Below are 15,448 nucleotides of genomic sequence, written 5' to 3'. Positions count from 1 at the left end.
GAAATCTGGTTTATTTGAGGGATTTTTTATTGGCTAAATTGGATTTAATGGATAAAACAAGCGGTCAATTCTTTACACTTTTTTGCCAAAAAACGTAAAGAATTGACCGCTTGCATAATTTAAATATAACTTACTCAGAAGTGAGATTAATTACCCCCATTTTGCCAGTTCAATATATTCGGCTAGATCCGGAAATTGTTTCACCCATTTGTTCCATTGCACTTCGTTAATTTCAATAGCGATAATCCGTTCGCCAAAATCATTGAAATGCTCGGTTTTAATGCAGTTTTCCGCTTTAAATTGTGCGTAAATTGCACCGGCAGTAACCGGGAGGAGCAAGTTTTCACACACTAAGTTACTGCGAAGCCTTTCTTGAATGGCTTGGAATAACAACTCAACGCCGCTATTTTCTTGAGCGGAAAGATACACCGCAACTGGCATACCATCAGCATTGCGTTCAATATGCGGTTCTACACCCTCTAATTTATCGATTTTATTGAATACTAATAAAGTAGGTATATCTAACGCTCCGATTTCGTCCAGCACTTGATTTACCGCATCAATATTTTCGTTTTTGCGTTCGTCTGAGCCGTCAATGACGTGGAGCAGTAAAGTAGCTTCGGTGGTTTCTTGCAGGGTAGATTTAAAGGCTGAAACTAAATCGTGCGGTAGAAAACGGATAAAACCTACCGTATCGGCAAGAATTGTCGTGCCGACATCTTGCACCTGAATCCGGCGTAAAGTCGGGTCAAGGGTCGCAAAAAGTTGATCGGCAGCATAAACGCCGGCTTGGGTAATCGCATTAAACAGGGTAGATTTGCCGGCATTGGTATAGCCCACTAAGGATACCGTTGGAATATCGGCTTTTTGTCTGGTTTTTCGATTTTGATTGCGTTGCTTGCTGACTTTTTCCAAGCGGTTGAGTAACTGTTGGATTCTCACTTTAATCAAACGGCGATCGGTTTCGAGCTGTGTTTCACCTGGACCACGCAAGCCAACTGCTCCGCCTTTTTGTTGGTCTTGATTAGTAACTCGGCGAACCAAACGGGTCGATAAATGGCGAAGTTGTGCCAGCTCGACTTGTAGTTTGCCCTCGTGCGATCTTGCCCGTTGAGCGAAAATATCCAAAATTAAGCCGGTTCTATCCACCACACGGCAGCCGCATAACGATTGCAAATTACGGGTCTGAGCCGGGCTAAGTTGATGGTTCACCAGCACTACTGTTGCCCCGAGTTGTTCTACCGCTTCGGCAATTTCCTCCGCTTTGCCTTGCCCCACATAATATTTGATATGCGGACTTTGGCGGCTGGTGGTAAGCGTTGCCAGCACTTCGACACCGGCAGATTCTGCCAGCGTTTTAAATTCCAGCAAATTTTCAACATCTTTATGTTGCCCGAGATAGAGATGCACCAAAATGGCTTTATCTTGATTTTCTGGATCGGTAGGCGAGGCGGCTTCTGTAGTTTGGCTTGCTTCAGATAAAGCAAAGCCAAACGCAGAATTTTCTTCTGAGTTTGGCAATGATTCGTTTAACATTGGTTGAGTACTAATGTTGTTATTCCGCTTGTTCAGCCGTGTCAGTAGCCGGTTGAGCATGTTGGGTTTGGTTGTTATTGTTATGCGATAACGCACGGGCAGGAACAACCGTTGAAATAGCGTGTTTATACACCATTTGGCTTACAGTATTTTTTAATAAAATCACAAATTGGTCGAACGACTCGATCTGACCTTGTAATTTAATGCCGTTAACTAAATAAATTGAAACAGGAATACGCTCACGACGAAGTGCATTCAAATATGGATCTTGTAAAGATTGACCTTTTGCCATTGTTATTTTCCTTTTTATAGTTGTGTGATTTTTAAGACACCAAATAATGCGATAAGTGCCAAAGGCGTTTAGATATTATCACAATTCTTTAAATAATGATCGATCTTTTCCACCATTTTTGCTTTAGAACTGGTCGGAGCTAAACTATCTAACCAAGTCAGTTCGCCTTGCCAGCCACGCAGCCAAGTAATCTGCCGTTTTGCCAGCTGGCGGGTGGCACAAATGCCTTTAAAGATCGCCTCATCGAGCGAAATATCGCCTTGCAAATATTCCCACATTTGGCGGTAGCCCACACAGCGAATCGAGGGCAAATTAATATGCAAATCTTTGCGTAAAAATAACCGCTTGACCTCCTCTTCAAAGCCTAGCTCAATCATTTTGTGAAAGCGTTGTTCAATCCGTTGGTGTAGAACTGCACGATCTTGAGGAGCGATTGCAAATTGTAAGATATTATAAGGTAGAGCCTCACCTTGCTGAGCAGTAAGTTCGGTCATCGTTTTGCCGGTAATGTAAAAAACTTCTAACGCTCGGTTGATCCGCTGGCTGTCGTTGGGGTTAATTCTGGCACCGGCAATCGGGTCGATTTTCACTAATTCTTGATGCAATGTTGCCCAGCCGTGTTGTGCCGCTCGGCTTTCGATTTCAGCCCGAATGGCTGGATCGGCAGAGGGCAGGGGAGATAACCCTTCAAGCAATGCTTTGTAATAAAGCATTGTCCCTCCCACCAAGAGCGGAATTTTACCCTGTGCGGTAATATCTGCCATCTCACGCAACGCATCAGCGTGGAAATTCATCGCCGAATAACTCTCAGCTGGGTCTAAAATATCAATCAAGCGATGCGGTGCAAGGGCAAGTTCTTCCTTGCTTGGCTTCGCCGTGCCAATATCCATTCCTTTGTAAATTAAGGCGGAATCGACACTGATTACTTCAACCGGCAATTCTTGGCGTAAAGCAATGGCTAAATCGGTTTTACCGGAGGCAGTCGGCCCCATTAAAAAAAGGGCAAGGGGTTTTTGAGTCATTGTGTTATTTATTTTGAAATAATAAAGCGAACAACAAGGTTCGCTTTGGGTTAATGTTCTAACTGTTCAATTAATGCTTCAATTTGCTTTGATAATTCAGGAATGGATTCGCTTGCTGTTTCGTAGATCACTTCAAAATCTAATTCAAAATAACCGTGTGCAATAATATTACGCATTCCACGCATATATTTCCAAGGTATATGCTTGTTTTCTACTAAAAATTCAGGGTGTTTATGATGAATTACCGTCACTATCTCACCCATTGCGATCAAACTCATTGCAACTGCGTTTTCAATACATTTATCGTCTAAAAACTCTTCAAGTGATACTCCATCAATAAAGGCTTGAATGTCTAAACATAAACTATGAATTTTTTCGAGATAATCAGGAATACGATACTCAACACTCATTATAAGGCTCTTGCTTCATTTAAAACTTGCTGGCGAAATTTTTCAGGCAAACTACGGGGAGTTAAAACATCGACTCTAATGCCAAGTAATTCTTCTAGCTCCATTTGCAAACCACATAGGTCAAGCATTGTGGTTTTAGGTGTCGGATCTACCAAAATATCTAAGTCACTTTTTTCGGTATCTAATCCTTTAGCAACAGAACCAAATACTCGCAAATTTTCCACTGCAAATTGTCGGCTAATTGCCATAATTTCCTTTTGCTTGATTTTTAATAGTTGAGATGGAGTCATTTTCCCCTCCTAGAATGAACACTAATAAGTATATCATAATGCTATAGAAAAGAGGAAAAATCCACTTCCTTCCTTATTCCCTCCAGCTCTTTTTTCCCATTTGCATAAAGCTCAATTTCTGAGAGCAAAGCAATCACATCACTAAGCGTGCAAGCGGTGGATTTTTCACATTTTTTTGCAAAAAATTCGGCTAAATTGACCGCTTGTGTTTGGTTGAACAGGGCAAATAAAAGCTGTTGCAGATTTTGCTCTCGGACGGCTTGTGGCACCGAAAGCACTGTGAGCCGTGTTTGGGCTTGCCACTGTTTTTCGCTGATCGAAAAGCCAAGTGTGGTCAGATCTTCTTTGGTCTGTTGCCAGCGTTCGGTTTGTTGGTGATCTAAACTGAGATTCAGTGGGATCAACAACGCTTGAGATTGCCCTTTTTCCAGTTGTAGCTTGAGTTTAAGCTCGGCTAATGTTGCCAATGAAAGCAGATAAAAATCTTCCTCTTCTTTAATTAACACCGCTTGGTTTTTTACAATCGACAAGGCTTGTGAATGGTGGCTTGCAAGTGGTGCAATTTGCGTGATTTTTTGCGAAACCTCTGCTTTTGTCTGAGACTCTTTTTGGAGCTCGGTTTGGGCTTCTATTTTGGGCTCAATAATAGGATTTTGAGGTTTGATGGTTGGTGTTGTCTCATGCAAATCGCCACCCACCAATTCCTTATACCATTTTTGAGCAGATGAACTCACGCTGGAGTTTCTTTCAAATTTAGGCGTATAGCTTGGGCGATTTGCATTTTTTTGCGTAAATTCGACCGCTTGTGGAACGGTTTGCGACACAAAAATATTTTGCCCTGCGGCTTGGCGATTAGTATCTTGAATATAGCTATCTTGCACATAGCTCGGTAACGGCTCGTTCACTTCATTTCGCAGTTCAAACGTAGGTTGGGTTTGTTGCAGGCTGTTGAGTACGCCTTGCAAAATAAAGTCATGTACCAGTCTTCCTTGATGAAAACGCACTTCGTGCTTGGCAGGATGAACGTTTACATCAACCATTGTCGGGTCTAAATCCAAAAAGATCACAAAAGCCGGATAGTAACCACTCGCAATGCTGTCGCCGTAGGCTTGGCGAATGGCGTGGTTGATGGTTTTATCCCGCATCATTCGCCCGTTCACATAGCTGTAGCAAAGGTCGTTTTGTAGACGGGCAAGAGCCGGTGAGCCAACCCAACCGTGCAGGTGTAGATCCCCGTGTTGCCAGTCAATATAAGTGGAATGTTGAATAAACTCATCACCGCAAATGGCGGCAACCCGTTTTTGTTGTTGCTCAACTGAATTGTCCGCTACTTTGCGATATTGGCGGACGATTTTGCCATTGTGGCTTAAGGTAAAACTCACGTTTGGCTTAGCCAGAGCAATGCGACGAATCACTTCGTCAATATGAGCAAACTCGGTTTTATCGGTGCGTAAAAATTTACGCCGTGCAGGAGTGTTAAAAAACAGATTTGCTACTTCAATGGTTGTGCCAATCGGGTGCGAGGCAGGTTGAATTTCCACCGCCATTTCCCGCCCTTGTGCATAGGCTTGCCACGCTTCGGTTTGCTCTGCGGTGCGAGAGGTAAGTGTTAAACGTGAAACCGAGCTGATACTTGCTAACGCTTCGCCCCGAAAGCCGAGGCTTAAAATCGACTCTAAATCTTCTAGGCTACTGATTTTACTGGTGGCGTGGCGAGCGAGTGCCAGCGGTAAATCTTGCTTGCTGATACCACAGCCGTTATCTCGAATGCGGATAAGCTGAGAGCCACCTTTTTCGATATCGATTTGAATGGTATTGGCTCCGGCATCTAAACTGTTTTCCACCAGCTCCTTTACGACAGATGCAGGACGTTCTACCACCTCGCCGGCAGCAATTTGGTTTGCCAGTTGAGGCGGAAGAATGTGGATTAGCTGTGTTGGAGTGTTGGGTGTCATTGTTATGCCTAGTTATATTATATGAGACGAGATAAAGTTGATTTTCGTTCCTGAGTTGCTCCCCTCTTTAGAAAAGAGGGGCAGGGGGAGATTTGATTACGATATTAATGTTTCGTATGAGCGTAAAATTACCTCTGCCAAATCTCCCCTAACCCCTCTTTGCTAAAGAGGGGAACTGGATCGAGCGTAAATTTCCCTTATCTCACAAATTCCCCCATTTTATCCAATTTTCTTGGCTTTTGCATATTTCTTCATATAAAAGAACGTGTTAGATTATGGCGTAATTAATCAATGAGAAGAAACTTATGCAGATGATAGAACTTGCCCAGCAAGCCAAACAAGCCAGTTTTGAGCTGGCCCAATTTGGCAACCTACAGAAAAACCAAGCCTTACTCACGATTGCTGACAGCCTTGAGCAACGGGCAGAAGAAATTTTATACGCCAATGCCAAAGATGTTGAATTTGCTCAGGCACAAGGAATTTCATTGGCGATTATTGACCGTTTATTGTTGAATGAAGATCGGCTGAAATGCATTGCCAACGATGTGCGAAACGTTGCCAAATTAGCGGATCCTGTCGGGCAGGTGATGGACGGTGGCGTATTAAACAGCGGTTTGAAAATCGAACGCCAGCGTGTGCCGCTCGGGGTGATTTTAACCATTTATGAAGCTCGCCCGAATGTAACGATTGATGTGGCATCATTATGCCTCAAAACCGGCAATGCGGTGATTTTGCGTGGCGGTAAAGAGACCAAATTTACCAATGCTGTGTTGGTTGATGTAGTGCAAGATGCGTTAGAAAAAGCCGGCTTGCCGAAATTGGCAGTGCAGGCGGTGACGGATCCGGATCGAGCCTTATTGTTAGAGTTACTGAAATTGGATCGCTACATTGATATGGTGATCCCTCGAGGTGGAGCAGGTTTACATCAATTCTGCAAAGAAAATTCGACCATTCCGGTAATTGTGGGCGGCATTGGGGTTTGCCATCTGTTTGTGGAAAAAACGGCGGATCAGGAGAAATCTCTTGAGCTCATCGCCAATGCTAAAACGCAACGCCCAAGTACTTGCAATACGCTAGAGACGTTGTTGGTGGAAAAAGCGATTGCGGTGGAATTTTTGCCGAAATTGGTCGCGAAAATGCAACAGCTTGGCGTCACCATTCACAGTAACGATTTACAAAAAATTGAGGGAATTGAACCGCTTGATCAGGAAAAATTGAGCCGAGAGTGGTTATCGCTTGATCTTAATGTGGTAGTGGTAAATGACTTGCAACAAGCGGTAGAGCATATCCGCCACTATGGTTCGCAGCATTCAGAGGGGATTTTAACCTCTGACTACCAACTTGCCCGTCAATTTGTACAACAGGTTGATGCAGCGGCGGTTTATATTAATGCTAGTACCCGTTTCACCGATGGTGGTGAGTTTGGGTTAGGTGCGGAAGTGGCGGTTAGCACACAAAAATTACACGCTCGTGGCCCGATGGGATTAGAAGCCTTAACCACCTACAAATGGGTGTGTGAAGGCGATTATTTGGTGAGAGGTTAAGATGTTAAATCGACTGTGGAGATTTATTAAGCTCTTTGCCAAGCGTTATAATGAAAATAACATTGCGATTTCAGCCGGTTATCTCACTTATAGCACAATGCTGGCGATAGTGCCGTTTATTGTCGTGCTGTTTTCCATTTTTACCTTTTTTCCGATTTTCCACGAAGCAAACGAGCAGTTAAAAGCGTTCATTTATGACAACTTTGCCCCGAGTGCGAGCGAGATGGTGTCGGAATACATTGAGTTGTTTGTCAGTAATGCTAAACAAATGGGGCTGGTAAGTTTTATCGGCTTATTTGTGGTTACTATTATGCTGATTAAGAGTATTGATGAGGCATTGAATACCATTTGGCACGATAATCGTCAGCGCCCGATGTGGTTCTCTTTTTTGCTTTATTTTCTCATTTTGCTGTTTGGGCCGCTGCTTGCCGGCGCGAGTATTGCAATTAGCACCTATGTGATGTCGCTTTCTATTTTTAATGGAAGTGGGGCGTTATCGCTCGGGCAGCATTTATTAGAATTGACGCCGTTTTTATTAATTTGGTTACTTTTTACCTTAGTGTATAAATTTATTCCGATTAGAAAGGTAAAATTTATACACGCTGCTATCGGGGCATTAATGGCAGCGATTTTCTTTACCTTAGGGAAGAAAGCCTTTATTTGGTATATTACTGCTTTTCCGTCTTATCAGGCAATTTATGGAGCATTAGCGGTGTTACCGATTATGCTGTTATGGATTCAGTTAAGTTGGCAGGTGGTATTACTTGGCGGACAATTTGCGGCGGTTTTAGACGAAATGGAAACAGATAAGGGGAGCGTTAATGATAGGCTTAATTCAGCGGGTTAAATTCGCAAAAGTGGAGGTTGAAGGGCAAACCGTTGGTGAAATTGCGAGCGGTTTGTTGGTGTTGCTCGGTGTGGAAAAAGACGATGATGAAGCGAAAGCGGATAAGCTACTGGAAAAAGTGCTGAATTATCGGGTGTTTTCGGATAGCGAGGGGAAAATGAATTTAAACGTACAGCAAGCCGGCGGCAGCTTATTAGTGGTTTCACAGTTTACCCTTGCGGCGGATACCAATAAAGGCTTGCGACCTAGTTTCTCAAAAGGGGCAAGCCCGGCTGATGCCGAGCGTTTGTATGCCTACTTTCATCAACAAGCCGCTACTAAAATTCACACCCAAACCGGACAATTTGCAGCCGATATGCAAGTTAGCCTACAAAATGACGGACCGGTGACTTTTTGGTTGCAGGTTTAATTAAAAGAGAGCTTTGGCTCTCTTTTTTTATATAGTTATTTCGGGAGTTTTTGGCACTTCGGACAGAAAAAACTGTTACGTTGCCCGATCACTTTGGCTTCAATCGTGCTGCCACAATCATTGCACGCCTCACCTTTGCGCCCGTAAACTTGTAGCACTTGGGTGAAGTAGCCCGGTTTGCCGTCCGGCTGAATAAAATCTTTCAGCGTTGTGCCGCCTTGAATTATCGCTTTGATCAGCACTTCTTTAATCACTTTTACCAAGCGTTCGCACTGTTTTTCGGTTAAGTTCTGGGCGGCAAGCTCAGGGTGAATGCCTGCCATAAATAAACTTTCGCACGCATAGATATTCCCCACCCCAACAACCACTTCATTGGTCATAATAAAGGTTTTACAAGCGGTCGTTTTTTTGCGGCTTTTTGCAAATAAGTAATCTGCTGTGAAATCGTTTGAAAGCGGTTCAGGCCCGAGTTTACGCAACAGTTCGTGATCTTCTGCTTTTTCTGCCCATAGCCAACAGCCGAATTTGCGAGGGTCGTTATAGCGTAAAATTGTGCCGTTTGGGGTAATAAGATCGACGTGGTCGTGTTTGCCAATTTCGTTTTGTTGACGTTCTTGCAAAATCCCGAGCGAGCCGGACATTCCCAGATGCACCAAAATATCGCCTTTGTCGGTGCGGATAATCAGATATTTCGCCCGTCTTTCGATTGCCTCGATTTTAGCATTTTCCATTTGCGATAATTCAGCACTTACCGCCCAGCGGAGTTTTGGCTGGCGGATAATAATTTGCTTAATGGTTTGCCCTTTTAAATAAGGCTCAACGCCTCGTACGCTGGTTTCCACTTCGGGTAATTCAGGCATTATTCTCTCCTAAAAAATAGGCAGTGAATGCTCACTGCCTTTACTTTATTTATGCTTTTCGACCGGTAAGCGGATGGATGATTGCTCCAATAATAGCTCCAATGATGGCAAAAGGTAGCCATTCCATCGAGTAGGATTTTAGAGGCAAGTTTTCGGTAAACCCGACACCGGCAACTGAAGCTATCGCGACAATTGTCACTAATAGGAGTGATAGACGTTGTGCAGACAACGGAAGTTTAATCACTAAATTAATCAGCAACATTAAAATGACAGTCATTGCTATTGGGTAGAGAACTAATAATACCGGAATGGATTTGCTAATAACTTCTTTTAATCCTTGGTTAGCAACAGTAAAACTAATCACAGTAAATAAGATAGCATAAACTTTATATGAAATTTTCGGGAAAATTTCATTAAAGTATTCACTGACTGATACGGCTAAACCGACAGCAGTGGTTAAACAGGCAAGTGAAACAATCACTCCTAAGACACTACGTCCGAGTTCACCGAAGGCTTGGGTAGTCACAGTGTTAAGAATGTAAGTACCTAGATCCAATTTTCTTTCTGATAACATCGAAAGTGTGTCTGCACTAATTGGCATATTATTACCAATCCAACCTAATGAAATATAAATTACGGCTAGAGCAACTGCTGCAACTAAGCCAGCAGCAACTGTTTGGCGTTGTAATGCGGCTTGGCTTACCCCTTTCCCACGAATAGCATTTAATACAATTACCGAATAGGCTAACGAAGCAAGTGCATCCATAGTTAGATAGCCATCAACCATACCTTTAAAAAAGTAAGATTGTTCATTCGTATTAGACGTAATGATTTGTGGATCGGCATCTAAAATAAAGCCGGCTCGAATAACTAATCCAATGATGGTGATAAGCAAGATCGGAGTAAGAATTGCACCAATGCGATCAACCATTTTACTTGGATTTAGCGCTAACCATAGGGTAAGAGCAAAGTAAATTAAGGTAAAAATTAACATTGATATTTGGCTGGAGTCTCCTAAAAACGGCATTATCGCCATTTCATAGGCAGTTGCTGCCGTGCGTGGACCGGCAAAGAATGGCCCGATCGCTAAATAGATAGAAGTTAGGAATGCTAAAGAAAACCAAGGATGGATTTTGTCTAATGCAGATTTATAGCCTCCATTATAAAATGCACTGACGATAATACCGAGTAGAGGAAGCCCTACTCCAGTTAAAACAAAGCCTGAAATGGCTGAGAAAAATTCTGTACTACTTTCATAACCTAATTTTGGTGGGAAAATCAGATTGCCGGCACCAAAGAAAATAGCAAACAATAAAAAGCCTACTACTAATGTATTTCTAGTCATAACATATTCACACTTTTTCACCTATAAAGCAGGTGATAACACAAAATAACAAATAACAAAACCGAACTCTGAATTTACAAAGCTCGGTTGAAAAAAGACCGCTTGTAGCGGATTAGCTCATATATAAGCCACCATTAACGTGCAGGGTTTCTCCATTGATATAACGAGCATCATCGCTGGCTAAGAAAGCGACTGCTTTAGCAATATCTTGTGGAGAGCCGAGTTCGCCGGCTGGGATTTGGCTAAGAATTGCATTGCGTTGTTCTTCGTTTAATTCATCGGTCATATCGGTGGCAATAAAGCCCGGCGCGACCACGTTTACCGTAATGCCGCGGCTTGCTACTTCTTTCGCTAAAGATTTAGAAAAACCAACTAAGCCTGCTTTAGCAGCACAGTAGTTGGTTTGCCCTGGGTTGCCCATTGAGCCGACCACCGAACCGATCGTGATAATGCGTCCGCCTTTTTTCATCATCGGGCGTAATACCGCTTTGGATAAACGATAAACCGAAGTTAAGTTAGTTTGAATGATGTCGAACCAATCGTCATCTTTCATACGCATTAATAAGCCATCACGTGTGATGCCGGCGTTATTGACTAACACGTCCACATCGCCAAAGGTCTCTTTGATCTGCTTTAATACGCTCTCGATGGATTCTGCATCGGCAACATTTAGCACTAAGCCTTTGCCGTTCTCACCTAAATAAGCTGAAATGGATTCCGCTCCTTTTTCAGAGGTTGCGGTGCCGACTACGATGTAGCCTTTTGCTACCAATTCTTCGGCAATCGCTTTGCCGATTCCACGGGTTGCTCCCGTGACTAATGCGATTTTGCTCATAAATTCTCCTTAGTATGACGTTATAACGTCAGAATATAAAAAATAAAAAGGGTAATAAAGTAGTTTATCACGGTCGTTAAGCCACCAAATAAGGCATATTTCACCGCACTACCTTGTTTAGGATAAATCCAACGAGGGCGAGTAAATGCCCAAATGGCTGAAAAAACCAGTGGCCCTAAACTACTAAACAGATAAATTTGGAACAATACCACCGCCCCTTTTGGATCGCTATTGCTTAACAGCACACCATATAATGCCCAAGCTTGAATAGCGGCAGCCGTAATAGCCGAGCCACCGATAAAGGCGTGGCGGATTTTGGGGTTTAGACTTAAAAAATAGGCTAAAAATGAGCAACCGGCAGCAATGGCTAACATTCCCATATTTACGTCTAATGTTTCTTTAGCGATACCGACAGTATAAGCTAAAGGTAAAATCACTAAGGCAATCAATGCACTTATTAGCATAAATAGGGTTTCTTTGCTCATTCTACGCTCCTGAAAATTAAGCCTCAACTGCCTCAAAACTGGCAACATCGTTTACCGCTTTGGCTGATAATTCTTTCACAATACGGCTCGTTAAACCTGTTAGTACTTTGTTTGGACCGATTTCGTATAAAGTAGTGATGCCATCTTGTGCCATTTTCTCAACGGTTTCCGTCCAACGAACAGGGCTGTAAAGCTGGCGAACTAGGGCATTGCGAATGGTTTGTGCATCAGTTTCTACTGCCACATCCACGTTGTTGATAACAGGAACAAGCGGTTGATTTAGCTCAATATTTTGCAAAGCATCGGCTAATTTTTCTGCCGCCGGTTTCATTAAGGCACAGTGTGAAGGCACGCTTACCGCTAATGGTAACGCACGTTTTGCCCCCGCTTCTTTGCACAGTTCTCCGGCACGCTCCGTAGCCGTTTTCGTTCCGGCAATCACGACTTGTCCCGGTGAGTTAAAGTTCACCGCAGAGACAATTTCACCGGTCTCGCTTGCTGCTTGCTCGCAGGCTTTGATAATGCTGTCGTTATCTAAACCGATAATCGCAAACATCGCACCGCTACCAGCCGGCACAGCCTCTTGCATTGCACGACCACGCAATTCGACCAATTTAATCGCATCTTGGAAATCCAACACACCGGCACACACCAATGCTGAGTATTCCCCCAAGCTATGCCCTGCCATCACGGCTGGTTTTTGCTCAGGGAATTTTTGTTGCCAAATACGGAAAAGTGCCACGCTTGAGGCAAGCAACGCAGGTTGAGTGCGTTCGGTTTTACCGAGATCTTCTGCTGTGCCGTTTTGCACCAGATCCCATAAATCATAGCCCAGCACTTGGCTGGCTTGTTGGAAGGTTTCCTCTACCACAGGGTAAATAGGGGCAAGATCAGCAAGCATTCCAACCGCTTGCGAACCTTGACCGGGGAAGACCATAGCGAATTTTGACATATTGTTATCCTCTTTTAAATTTTGTAGAAATCGAATATCGAGCGTTGTTCTCGTTACTTTTCTTTGCTTCGCCAAAGAAAAGTAACCAAAAGAAAGGCGACCCGAACTTCGCTTGGTTACGATTTCTTTCACGGAAAATTTGTAAACTCGCTTCGCTCAAACAGCACAAATTTTCCTAGAAATCGTAAGTCGCTCAGACGGGGCAAGCGGTCTATTATTCAGTATTTTTTGCAAAATTTTAATTCAAATTGACCACTTGTAACGCTCCAACGGGTTCCCTTCTAAGCCGCCTAAGCGACTTTGAATTTGCAGGAAAAATTTAGTGTCTGAGCCAACGAAGTTGGCGAGTTTTAAATTTTTCCGTTAAGCAAATTCAAACCAAGCGAAGTAAAGCGGCGAAGCAGGGTGTGTTTTCTTTTGTTACTTTTCTTTGCACAAGCAAAGAAAAGTAAGGCTTAGTCCGGTGAATAATAGAGCTTACCGATTTCAATCCGCCCACGCCCTGTTTCCAACCGCCATTTGTTGCTATCTCTTAATGAATAGACGCAACCGCAGTATTCTTGCTGGTAGAAACGTTCACGTTTGCTGATTTCGATCATCCGTTGTGAGCCACCGCCTTTACGCCAGTTGTAGTCCCAGTAAACCACGTCATCAAACTTAGCTGCCGCACGGTGGCCGCAGTCATTGATTTGGTTCATATCTTTCCAGCGGGAAATGCCTAAGCAACTGGTAAACACAGGGAAGCCGTTGTTGTGAGCGTATTCCGCCGCTTTTTCAAACCGCATATCAAAGCACATTGTGCAGCGAATGCCACGCTCCGGCTCCCATTCCATTCCTTTGGCTTTTTTGAACCACTCTTTGCGGTCGTTTTCGTAATCATCGTCTAAATCAATAAACGGAATGCCCCACTTTTCGGCAAAGCGAATATTCTCTTCCTTGCGGATCAGATACTCTTTCAGCGGGTGAATGTTCGGGTTATAAAAGTAGATCGTAAACTCAATGCCGGAGGCGTGAATAGCCTCCATTACCTCGCCCGAGCAAGGGGCGCAGCAAGAGTGTAACAATAATTTGTTATGCCCGTTTGGGAGAGTTAATTTCTCACGCACAAAGGGGGCATTCGGATCTTTTTTTTGATTTTGAGCTCTGCGTCTGGCACGCACGCTTTCAATATGTTCGATTGGTTGGGTCATATATTGTTATTGATGAATTATTATTCCCTTCTGAACCGCCTGAGCGACTTTGAATTTGTAGGAAAAATTTAGTGTTTGAGCCAACGAAGTTGGCGAGTTATAAATTTTTACGTTAAGCAAATTCAAATAAAGCGAGGATTAGCGGTGAAGCAGGGTGTGCTTTCTTTTGGTTACTTTTCTTTGCACAAGCAAAGAAAAGTAACAGGTTAATAGGATCTATCCACCGACAAATACGCCAATGAAATCAATGCCTGTTTATACTCACTTTCCGGTAAAACCGCTAATGAATCGACCGCTTTTTGAGCTTCTTCACGGGCTTTTTGCATTGCATAATCTAGAGATTGATGTTCTTGCATAATCGCCAATACTTGTGGAATTTGTTCCAATTCACCACCGTTTTCAATCGCATTGCGAATAAGGTCTGCTTGAGCGGTTTTGCCTGCTTTATCGGCAGCGTGCATTGCGTGGAGCAATGGCAAGGTTGGTTTACCTTCTACGAAGTCATCGCCTACGTTTTTGCCTAAATTTTCGCTTTGGGCGGAGTAGTCTAAAATATCATCAATCAGCTGGAACGCTGTGCCTAAATAGCAGCCGTACTCTTTTAAGCCATTTTCGATCTCTTCACTTGCTTCAGCGGCAATCGCCACGCATTGGGTTGCAGCTTCAAACAAGCGGGCGGTTTTGTTGTAAATCACCCGCATATAGTTCGCTTCAGTGGTGTTTGGGTCGTTCACGTTCATTAATTGTTGTACTTCCCCTTCTGCCAACGCATTGGTGGCGGCAGACATCACTTTTAACACCCGTAAGGAGTCTAAATCCGTCATCATCTGGAACGAGCGGGTGTAGATAAAATCTCCTACCAATACACTGGCTGCATTGCCAAAATGGGCGTTTGCAGTCGGTCTGCCACGACGCATATCGGATTCATCGACTACATCATCATGCAAAAGTGTAGCAGTATGTACAAATTCAATAAAAGCAGCCGCCGTGATGTGTTTTTTACCACCATAACCCAACGCACGAGCCGCAAGCACCGCAATTAACGGGCGAATACGTTTCCCGCCGCCGGCAATAATATAATGCCCGAGCTGATTAATCAGTAAAACTTCCGAATTAAGTTGAGCCAAAATTTCTGCATTTACCGCTTGCATATCTTCATTTGCAAGGGCTTGAATTTGTTCTAATGAAAGTTGCACAGCCATCGAATCCATAAAAGTAAGACAAAAATTGGGTAGATTCTACCTTAATTTAGTCCGTGTTCAAAAAAGAATTACGATTTTGTTGTAAAATCGGAGCAGTCTATTGTTTTTAGTCGCAGTTGAAATAAGCGGTAGTATTTTTACCATTTTTTGCAAATTTCAAAAAATTCTCAAAATCGCTCTTGCTCTTTCGAATCTTTTTCCGTAGAATTGCAACCCTATTTTTATGAATTAATTTAGTGCCTAAAAGCAAAAGCAGTTGGCACATAGCGGAGTA

The 15,448-nt window shown here is 43.3% G+C and carries 16 protein-coding genes; 3 read left to right on the top strand and 13 right to left on the bottom strand.

Annotated elements, in window-relative coordinates; genetic code table 11:
* Positions 1-150: 150 nt before the first annotated feature.
* The 6 genes from hflX to mutL form a co-directional block, all read right to left on the bottom strand.
* Positions 151-1,536 (bottom strand): ribosome rescue GTPase HflX, encoded by a 1,386-nt coding sequence (hflX, locus tag ACJ7Z2_RS01100; protein ID WP_154703466.1) that lies wholly within the window; start codon positions 1,534-1,536, stop codon positions 151-153.
* A gap of 19 nt (positions 1,537-1,555) precedes the next feature.
* The gene (gene hfq, locus ACJ7Z2_RS01095) at positions 1,556-1,828 is read right to left on the bottom strand and encodes an RNA chaperone Hfq (protein WP_126301178.1); all 273 of its coding nucleotides are present in this window, start codon (positions 1,826-1,828) and stop codon (positions 1,556-1,558) included.
* A 68-nt stretch (positions 1,829-1,896) separates the two neighbouring features.
* Positions 1,897-2,850, bottom strand: a complete 954-nt coding sequence (gene miaA, locus ACJ7Z2_RS01090) for a tRNA (adenosine(37)-N6)-dimethylallyltransferase MiaA (protein ID WP_154703465.1) — start codon at positions 2,848-2,850, stop codon at positions 1,897-1,899.
* Positions 2,851-2,900: 50 nt separating this feature from the next.
* The gene (locus ACJ7Z2_RS01085) at positions 2,901-3,260 is read right to left on the bottom strand and encodes a DUF86 domain-containing protein (RefSeq protein WP_409500512.1); all 360 of its coding nucleotides are present in this window, start codon (positions 3,258-3,260) and stop codon (positions 2,901-2,903) included.
* Positions 3,260-3,550 carry a nucleotidyltransferase family protein gene (locus tag ACJ7Z2_RS01080; protein WP_409500511.1) on the bottom strand — a complete coding sequence of 97 codons (291 nt, stop codon included), beginning with the start codon at positions 3,548-3,550 and terminating at the stop codon, positions 3,260-3,262. Before ACJ7Z2_RS01080 ends, ACJ7Z2_RS01085 begins: the two co-directional genes overlap by 1 nt.
* 41 nt (positions 3,551-3,591) lie before the next feature.
* Entirely contained in the window at positions 3,592-5,505 is a 1,914-nt protein-coding gene (mutL, locus tag ACJ7Z2_RS01075) for a DNA mismatch repair endonuclease MutL (RefSeq protein ID WP_409500510.1), read from the bottom strand.
* A 305-nt stretch (positions 5,506-5,810) separates the two neighbouring features.
* On the opposite strand from mutL, the gene proA reads away from it, so the two are divergent.
* From proA to dtd, 3 genes are read left to right on the top strand one after another with little or no spacing between them, the layout of a single operon-like run.
* The gene (gene proA / locus ACJ7Z2_RS01070) at positions 5,811-7,049 is read left to right on the top strand and encodes a glutamate-5-semialdehyde dehydrogenase (RefSeq protein WP_409500509.1); all 1,239 of its coding nucleotides are present in this window, start codon (positions 5,811-5,813) and stop codon (positions 7,047-7,049) included.
* 1 nt (position 7,050) lies between these two features.
* Complete coding sequence (locus ACJ7Z2_RS01065) at positions 7,051-7,896, top strand: virulence factor BrkB family protein (protein ID WP_006251985.1); 846 nt, start codon at positions 7,051-7,053, stop codon at positions 7,894-7,896.
* Entirely contained in the window at positions 7,871-8,305 is a 435-nt protein-coding gene (dtd, locus tag ACJ7Z2_RS01060; protein ID WP_126301174.1) for a D-aminoacyl-tRNA deacylase, read from the top strand. The genes ACJ7Z2_RS01065 and dtd overlap by 26 nt, the downstream gene beginning before the upstream one ends.
* 35 nt (positions 8,306-8,340) lie before the next feature.
* Here the strand turns inward: dtd and mutM are convergent, their stop codons facing one another.
* The 7 genes from mutM to ispB all read right to left on the bottom strand — a co-directional run bounded on the left by mutM (position 8,341) and on the right by ispB (position 15,174).
* Entirely contained in the window at positions 8,341-9,165 is an 825-nt protein-coding gene (gene mutM / locus ACJ7Z2_RS01055) for a bifunctional DNA-formamidopyrimidine glycosylase/DNA-(apurinic or apyrimidinic site) lyase (protein WP_409500508.1), read from the bottom strand.
* Between the two features lie 49 nt (positions 9,166-9,214).
* Positions 9,215-10,510: a branched-chain amino acid transport system II carrier protein gene (gene brnQ, locus ACJ7Z2_RS01050; RefSeq protein ID WP_409500507.1), complete on the bottom strand. Its 1,296-nt coding sequence runs from the start codon at positions 10,508-10,510 to the stop codon at positions 9,215-9,217.
* A 112-nt stretch (positions 10,511-10,622) separates the two neighbouring features.
* Positions 10,623-11,345: a 3-oxoacyl-ACP reductase FabG gene (fabG, locus tag ACJ7Z2_RS01045; RefSeq protein ID WP_409500506.1), complete on the bottom strand. Its 723-nt coding sequence runs from the start codon at positions 11,343-11,345 to the stop codon at positions 10,623-10,625.
* A 20-nt stretch (positions 11,346-11,365) separates the two neighbouring features.
* Positions 11,366-11,830, bottom strand: a complete 465-nt coding sequence (locus tag ACJ7Z2_RS01040; protein ID WP_409500505.1) for a hypothetical protein — start codon at positions 11,828-11,830, stop codon at positions 11,366-11,368.
* Positions 11,831-11,846: 16 nt separating this feature from the next.
* A complete protein-coding gene (gene fabD / locus ACJ7Z2_RS01035) occupies positions 11,847-12,782 on the bottom strand; it encodes an ACP S-malonyltransferase (protein WP_409500504.1) in 936 nt (311 codons plus the stop codon).
* Between the two features lie 455 nt (positions 12,783-13,237).
* Positions 13,238-13,972 (bottom strand): epoxyqueuosine reductase QueH, encoded by a 735-nt coding sequence (locus ACJ7Z2_RS01030; RefSeq protein WP_409500503.1) that lies wholly within the window; start codon positions 13,970-13,972, stop codon positions 13,238-13,240.
* 206 nt (positions 13,973-14,178) lie between these two features.
* Complete coding sequence (gene ispB / locus ACJ7Z2_RS01025) at positions 14,179-15,174, bottom strand: octaprenyl diphosphate synthase (RefSeq protein ID WP_409500502.1); 996 nt, start codon at positions 15,172-15,174, stop codon at positions 14,179-14,181.
* Positions 15,175-15,448: the final 274 nt, after the last annotated feature.

It is taken from the genome of Mannheimia glucosida, assembly GCF_046267875.1.
Classification (GTDB): domain Bacteria; phylum Pseudomonadota; class Gammaproteobacteria; order Enterobacterales; family Pasteurellaceae; genus Mannheimia; species Mannheimia glucosida.
Note: the sequence above shows the minus strand (reverse complement) of the source record. Positions and strands in the feature narration are given on the sequence as shown.

Bases quoted from the DNA above. Each gene is read 5' to 3' on its own strand.
- ACJ7Z2_RS01080 (WP_409500511.1), bottom strand. From the start codon at position 3,550: ATGACTCCATCTCAACTATTAAAAATCAAGCAAAAGGAAATTATGGCA.
- mutM (WP_409500508.1), bottom strand. From the start codon at position 9,165: ATGCCTGAATTACCCGAAGTGGAAACCAGCGTACGAGGCGTTGAGCCT.
- fabG (WP_409500506.1), bottom strand. From the start codon at position 11,345: ATGAGCAAAATCGCATTAGTCACGGGAGCAACCCGTGGAATCGGCAAA.
- fabD (WP_409500504.1), bottom strand. From the start codon at position 12,782: ATGTCAAAATTCGCTATGGTCTTCCCCGGTCAAGGTTCGCAAGCGGTT.
- ACJ7Z2_RS01040 (WP_409500505.1), bottom strand. From the start codon at position 11,830: ATGAGCAAAGAAACCCTATTTATGCTAATAAGTGCATTGATTGCCTTA.
- hflX (WP_154703466.1), bottom strand. From the start codon at position 1,536: ATGTTAAACGAATCATTGCCAAACTCAGAAGAAAATTCTGCGTTTGGC.
- ACJ7Z2_RS01065 (WP_006251985.1), top strand. From the start codon at position 7,051: ATGTTAAATCGACTGTGGAGATTTATTAAGCTCTTTGCCAAGCGTTAT.
- hfq (WP_126301178.1), bottom strand. From the start codon at position 1,828: ATGGCAAAAGGTCAATCTTTACAAGATCCATATTTGAATGCACTTCGT.
- ACJ7Z2_RS01085 (WP_409500512.1), bottom strand. From the start codon at position 3,260: ATGAGTGTTGAGTATCGTATTCCTGATTATCTCGAAAAAATTCATAGT.
- ispB (WP_409500502.1), bottom strand. From the start codon at position 15,174: ATGGCTGTGCAACTTTCATTAGAACAAATTCAAGCCCTTGCAAATGAA.
- miaA (WP_154703465.1), bottom strand. From the start codon at position 2,850: ATGACTCAAAAACCCCTTGCCCTTTTTTTAATGGGGCCGACTGCCTCC.
- proA (WP_409500509.1), top strand. From the start codon at position 5,811: ATGCAGATGATAGAACTTGCCCAGCAAGCCAAACAAGCCAGTTTTGAG.
- ACJ7Z2_RS01030 (WP_409500503.1), bottom strand. From the start codon at position 13,972: ATGACCCAACCAATCGAACATATTGAAAGCGTGCGTGCCAGACGCAGA.
- mutL (WP_409500510.1), bottom strand. From the start codon at position 5,505: ATGACACCCAACACTCCAACACAGCTAATCCACATTCTTCCGCCTCAA.
- dtd (WP_126301174.1), top strand. From the start codon at position 7,871: ATGATAGGCTTAATTCAGCGGGTTAAATTCGCAAAAGTGGAGGTTGAA.
- brnQ (WP_409500507.1), bottom strand. From the start codon at position 10,510: ATGACTAGAAATACATTAGTAGTAGGCTTTTTATTGTTTGCTATTTTC.